This is a genomic window from Peribacillus sp. NPDC060253 (genome assembly GCF_042727425.1).
Classification (GTDB): domain Bacteria; phylum Bacillota; class Bacilli; order Bacillales; family DSM-1321; genus Peribacillus.
On record NZ_JBHXAS010000159.1, the window covers coordinates 1 to 8,499 of the forward strand.

General features: G+C 38.8%; 9 protein-coding genes and 1 riboswitch. Of the genes, 3 read left to right on the forward strand and 6 right to left on the reverse strand.

The features are described from left to right. Positions 1–562: 562 nt before the first annotated feature. The gene (locus tag ACFWE9_RS24250; RefSeq protein ID WP_230156438.1) at positions 563–739 is read right to left on the reverse strand and encodes a hypothetical protein; all 177 of its coding nucleotides are present in this window, start codon (positions 737–739) and stop codon (positions 563–565) included. A gap of 74 nt (positions 740–813) precedes the next feature. Next, entirely contained in the window at positions 814–1,692 is an 879-nt protein-coding gene (locus ACFWE9_RS24255; RefSeq protein ID WP_370014774.1) for a LysR family transcriptional regulator, read from the reverse strand. 244 nt (positions 1,693–1,936) lie between these two features. On the opposite strand from ACFWE9_RS24255, the gene ACFWE9_RS24260 reads away from it, so the two are divergent. Next, positions 1,937–2,563 carry a chromate transporter gene (locus tag ACFWE9_RS24260; protein ID WP_377359203.1) on the forward strand — a complete coding sequence of 209 codons (627 nt, stop codon included), beginning with the start codon at positions 1,937–1,939 and terminating at the stop codon, positions 2,561–2,563. Positions 2,564–2,613: 50 nt separating this feature from the next. After that, complete coding sequence (locus ACFWE9_RS24265; RefSeq protein ID WP_377359205.1) at positions 2,614–3,159, forward strand: chromate transporter; 546 nt, start codon at positions 2,614–2,616, stop codon at positions 3,157–3,159. Positions 3,160–3,358: 199 nt separating this feature from the next. Here ACFWE9_RS24265 and ACFWE9_RS24270 read toward each other — a convergent pair whose 3' ends face one another. The 3 genes from ACFWE9_RS24270 to ACFWE9_RS24280 all read right to left on the reverse strand — a co-directional run bounded on the left by ACFWE9_RS24270 (position 3,359) and on the right by ACFWE9_RS24280 (position 6,172). Beyond that, the gene (locus ACFWE9_RS24270) at positions 3,359–4,675 is read right to left on the reverse strand and encodes a Na+/H+ antiporter NhaC family protein (RefSeq protein ID WP_230156444.1); all 1,317 of its coding nucleotides are present in this window, start codon (positions 4,673–4,675) and stop codon (positions 3,359–3,361) included. Between the two features lie 190 nt (positions 4,676–4,865). Continuing rightward, positions 4,866–4,973, reverse strand: a riboswitch (SAM riboswitch). Positions 4,974–5,284: 311 nt separating this feature from the next. Then, positions 5,285–5,956 (reverse strand): SOS response-associated peptidase, encoded by a 672-nt coding sequence (locus tag ACFWE9_RS24275; RefSeq protein WP_230156446.1) that lies wholly within the window; start codon positions 5,954–5,956, stop codon positions 5,285–5,287. A gap of 60 nt (positions 5,957–6,016) precedes the next feature. Further along, positions 6,017–6,172 (reverse strand): hypothetical protein, encoded by a 156-nt coding sequence (locus ACFWE9_RS24280; RefSeq protein WP_155727292.1) that lies wholly within the window; start codon positions 6,170–6,172, stop codon positions 6,017–6,019. A 355-nt stretch (positions 6,173–6,527) separates the two neighbouring features. On the opposite strand from ACFWE9_RS24280, the gene ACFWE9_RS24285 reads away from it, so the two are divergent. Beyond that, the gene (locus ACFWE9_RS24285) at positions 6,528–7,280 is read left to right on the forward strand and encodes an SDR family NAD(P)-dependent oxidoreductase (RefSeq protein ID WP_230156448.1); all 753 of its coding nucleotides are present in this window, start codon (positions 6,528–6,530) and stop codon (positions 7,278–7,280) included. Positions 7,281–7,479: 199 nt separating this feature from the next. Here ACFWE9_RS24285 and hutG read toward each other — a convergent pair whose 3' ends face one another. After that, positions 7,480–8,436 carry a formimidoylglutamase gene (gene hutG / locus ACFWE9_RS24290; protein ID WP_377359208.1) on the reverse strand — a complete coding sequence of 319 codons (957 nt, stop codon included), beginning with the start codon at positions 8,434–8,436 and terminating at the stop codon, positions 7,480–7,482. Positions 8,437–8,499: the final 63 nt, after the last annotated feature.

Sequence of the window (8,499 nt, forward strand, 5' to 3'; positions counted from 1 at the left end):
CACTTGTATCCATTAATACAATTCGTTTTTTAGCTATGGCTCGGAAGCTAAAAAGCATACATGCATACTTAATTTGCGGTATATTTTGAACATAAAGACATTATGAGATATTTTTTTCTATAGAAAATATGTAAGGCCCCATTTTGTTATACATTTCATATAAAGGTGCGTAAGCTGTATATCCAAATGCAAAAATGCCCCTCTCTATTGAGAAGAACCTTTATCCAATGTAAAAACCTCTAACTTTTTATATTGTAGAAGTCTTTGCTTTTGCATCTCCTAATTCGAGCCTTTAAGCTGGTTTAACGAAGATTGAGAACTCAATTCTAAAAATTAGAAGAAAGCCTGCGGCAAAAAAGAAGGAATACACAAAACCAAGTGATACGTTTTCGTATGCGATTGTCAAGCACACTAGTGATAAAAGGCCTCCCTGCTATATTCATAAACGATGCGCTTTGGCTCGTCATTAATCCTGATCGGCCAGGAAGTAACTACATTAAAACCTGAAGGCTAGTCATTAAAAAAGTATAGGCATAACCTTTTGCCATGCTTTGAGCGATGGTTATCCAGGTAGAGGCATGAAAATCGTGATGGAAGCCAAGACCATGTCTGTCATCAATACGCTATATCCCGATTTCATCTCTGCGATTCTAGTAAGGTAACCTGGCATCCATAGTCCCAGCCACATCGTTAACCAAAACCATGAAAACGCTGCCAATAAACTATTTTCAAAAATCATTTGAACACTTTGTCACCTGCCAAAAATTTCACTTTAAATATAACCAAGCGATGAGAGGTGACGTAATTCATTCACTATCGAAGAAAATCCACAAAATTAGACACCCCTATTTTATTAAAACGCTTGTTTTTCCTGACGAGCCACAGATTTCTTGTTATATCTATTCTGGAAATACCCACTTCCCGCAAAAAACCTTGTTCCAATTCCCTGGCAACTGTCAACCTTGGCAAAATGCTGATCCCAAGTCCAGCCTCAACCGCACTTTTTATCGCTTGAGTACTACCAATCTCCATGTAGCTTTCTATTTTTTCTAAAACCCCATGCTCCCTTAACATGTTTTCTACGATAAGTCGTGTCCCTGATATGGATTCACGCCATATCATCCTTTCATTTCCCAATTCCTCTAGCTGGATTTCTTTTCTGTCTTTCCATGGGTGGTCAAATGGACAAACCAATATCAATTCGTCTTCGGCGAACTTGTCTACAATAAAATCGGTGTTTTCCACAAGTCCTTCCACCAAGGCCAAATCAATGACATCGTTTGATAAATCCTCCAGAACCCGTGGGGTATTTTTTATCGTTAATGTCACTTTTATTTCAGGCTGTTGTTTTTTGAATTTCCCAAGCAAGCTCGGCAACAAATACTCACCGATTGTCAAGGATGCACCTACTATGAGGTTAGCATTGTACTCGCCCGTTGATTGCTGAATCACTACTTTTGAATGGTTAAAGTCATTTACAATAGCTTTTGCAAAAGGGTATAACAACTTTCCTGCTTCCGTCACTCTCAGCCTCCCTTCCTCACGGTCGAATAACAAAGTGTTATAAAAATTCTCCAATTGATGAATCTGTCTTGTTGCTGCGGGTTGAGATAAGAAGCTTAACCTCGCTGCCTGGCTTATACTTCCTTCATCCACCACTAAACAAAACATTCTTAGATTTTCTATTTTCAAGAAACCGACCTCCTTGTCTTTTAATGGTTTAATAAAATGATAGCATCATATAGCTAAATGGTGAAATAAGAAAACAACGCTATTTCCCCTGATTAGGTGGGCCTTAATGAAATTCTATATAAAACGGATAAAGCTTCTGGGTATAACGTTTTGTTATACCCGATGATTTTGTTGCAATTTACCCATTCCTTTTTCTTTGATATGTTAATGATAAGAATTATACAGAGCAGCAAAGGAAGTGAGTATGTCAATGAAAGGACAATGGAAAACACTGTTCCAATTATTTTGGACCTTTTTTAAAATGGCACCTGTGACATTCGGAGGCGGGTTTGCGATGATCCCCTTAATCGAAAAAGAAGTAGTGGAGAAGAGAAAATGGCTGACAAGTGAAGAAGTTACGGATGTTTTTGCTTTATCTCAATCCGTACCGGGAGCTGTCGCCATTAACTCCGCCACCTTTATCGGCCATCGAATTGCCGGAATGAAGGGCGCAATGGCAGCCATGATTGGTGTTTCATTACCTACCTTTTTAATTGTACTACTTCTCGGCATTTTATATTTTTTCATTCAGGATAATCCGAAGATAGAAGCCGCATTCATATCGATTAGAGCTTCCATAGTAGCCATCATCGCCTTCGCAGCTATCAAGATAGGAAAAACAGCTATTGTTGACAAATCAACTTTCATTATTTTAATAGTTGGTCTTCCTGCCCTTTTCTTCGTTCAACCTGTTTTAGCTATATTAGCAGGAGCAATAGCGGGTATTGTGTCTATCTCCATTAAAAGGAAATTAGGTTACGAAGTCCAGTTGGACCGAAAAGAAAAGAAAGAAGAAACTGATTTCGAACCTTTCATGGGTGCAGGCATATAGGTAAATCAATAAAGGGTCTAACTAATTTTCAAGAAAGCGTGTGATTAAGAATGATGGACTTGTGGGAGTTGTTTAGCACCTTCTTTATAATCGGCTTTGTATCGTTTGGTGGCGGATACGCCATGATTCCCGTAATAGAATCGGAATTCTCACAGCACGGATGGATGACGACGCAACAATTCACCGATGTAATCGCTATTTCCGGCATGTCTCCCGGGCCAATCACCACCAATAGTGCCATTCTTGTAGGCTATTCGACTGCTGGATTAGCAGGAGCCATATCATCCGTTCTCGGAATCTTGCTTCCTGCCATTATACTCGTAACCGTTATAGCCACCTTCTTCAGCAAATTGAATCATTATCCAGTTATTCAATCGATGTTTTATGGATTAAGACCCGTTGTCACTAGTTTAATCCTCTTTGCAGCGATCAGCTTTGCACTTTCCAATCATTTGATAGGCCTGAACTTTTCATGGCATACGATAAGCTTATTACTCGTTTTTGGATTATCGTTATTTGCCCTATTGAAATTACGCTGGCACCCAGCCTATGTCATTATTCTTTCTGGTTTAGTTGGTGTTGTCTTCTATTCATAACGACTAGCTCACACAACCATTATGCGTTGGGTTAATCAATATGAATCGGAATTCCTAAACAGTGATAAGACTTAAACTGATGGAAGAGCGAGGGTGACATCGCTCTTTTTAATTATTTTTCACCAATGTTTCCATACACCTTACAAAGTAAAACCCTGAATCTAATGATTCAGGGTTTATTTTCATGCTTATTCTCATTTTAAGAAGTACGTTTCTTCGCTATATCTTCTCCCGCCTGAAATCGTGGAAAACCAATCAAGATTGCTATCACTCCACAAACGCCAATTAAAAGTGGGTAATATGAATATGGCAAGATGCTAATCGGAGAAATCTTTGCTACACCCGCCGCTATCAGAAGCTGGGCCCCATATGGAATTAACCCTTGGATACAACAGGCAAAAACGTCAAGCAGGCTCGCCGATTTACGGGGATCAATCCCATACTGTTCAGCAATATTTTTGGCAAGAGGTCCGGCAATAATTATTGAAATCGTGTTATTGGCCGTTGAAAGGTTAGTCAAACTAACAAGCCCGGCAATGCTGAATTCAGCGCCTTTTTTTGATTTACTATTTCGGAGCACGACTTGGAGAAGATAATCAATGCCGCCATTATGTCTGATGACAGACACCATTCCTGCAATTAAAATGGCCAGGAAAGAGATTTCATACATTCCCGCCATCCCAACTCCCGTCTTTTGAATGACATCCAACAGTTTATAACTGCCATCCGCCATACCGATCATACCTGCAAAAACAATTCCTGTGGAAAGAACCAGGAACACATTGACACCTGCCAATGCTGTGATCAAAACACCAAGATAAGGAAGGATCTTCACCCAATTATATGAATGTTGGGAGATGGAGGCTTGTTCTCCCATTGTTAAAATTCCTAGGATGGCACATGTGATGATGGCAGCAGGTAACACGATGAAAAAATTCACTTTAAACTTATCCTTCATTTTAGTGCCCTGAGTACGAACTGCCGCTATTGTCGTATCTGATATGAAGGATAGGTTATCACCAAACATCGCACCACCGATAACGGCGGCCATTGAAAGGGCAAGCGAAATATCAGTTTGCTCACTAATTCCCACCCCTATAGGTGCAAGCGCTACAATCGTTCCCATGCTTGTCCCCATTGATAAAGAAATAAAACATGCGATAATGAAAATCCCTATCATTAAAAGATTTTGCGGAAAAACCGCAAGGGCAAGATTCACCGTTGATTCAACTGCCCCCATGCCATTTGCAACTTCTGAAAAAGCGCCGGCCAAAAGGAAAATGATAACCATTAACATAATATTGGAGTCCCCGGCACCTTTACAAAAAATTTCGACCTTTTCATTGAAAGACTCTTTTCGATTCATTGCCAGTGCGGCGGCTGATGCAATTGAAATCGCTACAATCACAGGAAATGAATAAAAATCTTTTGTAATGACCCCTGAACCTATAAATAAAATTAAAAACACGACAAATGGGATCAACGCCCATGGATTCCCTTTATTGTTTGTACTCATGATGAACACCTCTTTTTATTTTTCCCATGACATGTGTCACAGCTCTTATTCTTTTAACAGTTTTCGCAAATATCCCCTATTAAAAGATGATAATATCCCAGTCATGGAAGAATGCTAAAAAAACTGTAAGCAAAAAAAGACCCCTTCTATTAAAAACAAGAAGAGGTCTTTTAATTTATAAAAAACACCCTCCTTATCTTTCAGGCTAGAATCTGCCTGCTGGATTTGGCACAGCACTCCTATTAAGTCTGCTGCCGAGACATCTTCGGGCCAGTCCCTCCGTCTCTCTTGATAAGAAGATCTACATTATATAGTGAAAATAATATCAAATGTCACGAAGTCCTCAGAAAAGCAGCAGGCTGGAAACTTGCCGAAACCACTCTAAGTTTAGATGAGTCCACTTTCTGAAAGTGACATCGAATGTCAAATTGAAAAGCAAATATAAGAGTACAGCATTTTGTTTATTATCGCAAGGTTAAGTTAAAATTATTCCACATGATTAAAAAGGGATTTTTATAAGTGCAGTAAATAAGTTTTATTAACATTACACCCCCTAATATCGCCATTTATTGGGAAGGAACGAATATAAAAAAGAGGTCTAAAGACCTCTCAGCAATTTTTTTGTATTAGGGTAGGTGAATTATTTTTAGTCGAGTTCACATCAGTCGATACTTCAAATGCTTCCATCTGTTCCGAATCGAATGACTTTAAATATTGCTGCAGATAGGCAGGATCATTAATGGATGGATTCAACCAATCTTTTTCATCTTCCGGTTTAAGGATGACAGGCATACGATCATGAATCCTGGACATTAGCTCATTAGGAACGGTTGTTATAACGGAGCATGAATATATACTGATGCCTTCGGGAGATTTCCAGAATTCCCAAAGACCGGCCATTCCAAATGGAGCATGAGTCTTAAGTTTTATTCGCATCGGTATTTTTCGCTCTGGTGTCTTCTTCCATTCATAAAAAGAGTCAGCGACTATCAGGCATCGTTTCTTCTTATACGCATTCTTGAAGCTTGCCTTCTCAGCAATGGTTTCCGCCCTGGCATTGATCATTTTGTAGCCCACTTTTTCGTCTTTTGCCCAAAAAGGAATGAGCCCCCACCGAAGATATCCAAGTCGATTCCTAGTTCCGTCATTAATGACGGAGAGCACGGAGTGGGAAGGTGCAATATTATAGCTGTATTGGTATTCCTCATCAAATGATCCTTGGATATCAAACCGTTCTTTTATTTCTTCAATGTCAGTGAAAAGGGTGAAACGTCCACACATAATATCGCCTACCGTATTAAGATTTATTACAGTGTAACAAATGGAACGGGCAGGCACAAATCAGCGTTCTAAAATCCTGATGTCGGTAAATGGTTGATTAAATAATTCACTGGAAATCAAAAGAGTGCCAAGGACTTCTCTTTCATCTTCAGCTTTAATGATTTCTGACAAAATTAAGGTACTGCCATTCCTGACCGTAACATTATATTCATTCATAAGATCACCCCTCAAAAGACTAGATGGTTGTTATTATAAACCAAAAACCCACAAGTATCAGTATTGAACTTTGGTAGATTCATAGTTAATCCTCTTATGGTGTGTCTGCCATAGAGGTTCCTTTGCTGTTGCTACATAGGTTTAATCAATCGAAGTAATGCCTGGACCGTAAATCCTTGTAAGGAAGCGTTACATTTACGCGTACGTAAAAAGACTGTCCATGAATTTATTGAAATATGTTAATTTCATGGCTACTAAATTATATAGCACTCGGAGGATACTTGATTATAATTGAAATAGCGTGCTTTATAAATTAATAAGATTTCTTATGAAATCCATTTGGGGGGGATAAAACATGCAAGACTTAATGGGGAAAGTGGTTTTAATTACTGGAGCAAGTTCTGGTATTGGCCGTGCGACAGCTGAATTACTTGCATCTAAAGGAGCAAAAATCGTCGTTAATTTCCGTTCAAATGAGAAAAGTGCTTTAGAAGTTATAAAAAATATTCATAAAAATGGTGGACAAGCAATATCAATTCAGGCTGATGTTACAAATAAAGAACAAGTCGATGAAATGGTTAAACAAGCCGTTGATTACTTTGGGTCAATTGATGTGTTAGTAAATAATGCTGCTGGTGGCATTCGACAGAGTACATTTATAGATGCAAGTGTAGAATTGTGGGAAGAAACATACAAGCTAAACATTACGAGTGTCCTTTTGTGTTCACAAGCTGTCTTAAAGTATATGATTCCTAGAAAAAAAGGGAGAATTATTAATATCTCTTCAACAGCTGCAAGAATTGGTGGTGCTGGCGAAAGTATTCATTACGCGGCGACGAAAGGTGCTTTAAATACGATGACGATTGGCATGTCCAGGGAACTAATCGAACACGGAATCATTGTCAACGGAGTGGCTCCTGGTGTAGTGGAAACACCTTTCCATGAAAAATTCGCACCAAATGATGACCGTCTTGCCCGTATGTCTGAAGCGATTCCAATTAAACGAATAGCAAAACCAATTGAGATAGCAGAAAGTATAGCTTTCCTTGCATCCGATGCTTCAACCTACATATTAGGAGAGATCATAAATGTTAGTGGTGGAAGATAATTCCCTGGTTTGGTTTAAGTCATTTCATTAATGATGTGAAGCCCTTCAGATTTTATACTGAAGGGCTTCTTGTTTGTTCTAAATCATTATTTAATAGGGAATGCATCCTTAGGATAAGATACGTATCTCGAGGGAGCAAATTTACTTGCAATGGCAGACTTGTCATTGTTGGGAGTTGCCCCTAATCCCTATCCATCTATTATTTAAAATTCAGCAAAACCTCATTTATTAAATGTGCTGCCAATGTCACGGTTTTATTATTTTCGTCCAACGAAGGATTCACTTCCGAGACATCAAAAGAAAGGATCTTTTCATTTGATACGACATGCTTAATTATGGAACGGACCAATTTCGGATTCAGTCCAAACGGCGATGGTGCACTTACGCCAGGTGCATAGGCTGAATCAATAACATCCGTACACAATGTAAGGATAATGAAATCGTTTTTACTAATAAATTCATTTATCCGTTGCGTAGTATCATCCATTTCGTTCAATGACAATTCTTCTTCCAATATGTATTCTACCTTACTCCTCTTGGCCGTTTCAAAGAGTGCTTTCGTATTGCCTTGTTTTTGGATTCCAACACATAAATATCCACAACTGTGATCTTCGTCCAAAATCTGTTTAAACATCGTTCCTGACGAACTTTCCAATTCATAAGGTCTCATATCAAAGTGAGCGTCTATATTAATAATTCCTAATCTAGCATTTGGTCCAATGTATTTTCTAATTCCTAGATAATGGCCATAAAAGGTTTCGTGTCCTCCGCCCAAAATGATAGGTATCGTTTTACTCTCCAATAACTGGGCAACAGCTGCTCCAAGTTGAGCTTGTGCGGCCTCCATCTCTTTACCTTCACATACTACATTTCCAGCATCCACCAGCTCTGTTTGCGAAGATAAATGACAAGGTAATTTTGCCAGCGCTTGCCTTATATATTCAGGGCCCTCTGCAGCACCAATCCTGCCTTTATTCCGTTTGACACCTTCATCACTTTTGAAGCCTATCATACCAAAGGTCCTGGAAGCTTTGTCAGAGATTGTTAAATCGGAAATCGGTGCCAAGCGGACTCTTTGGTGGTATCTAAAGCTGTCCATATCAGTCTGGGAATCCACTCTTCCATTCCAATATTCTAAAGTCGGTTTAATATACATAATTTCTCCTTTATAAAAAATTCTGAAATGTCTTTTTTAAAAATTATAATTGAGATAATATAT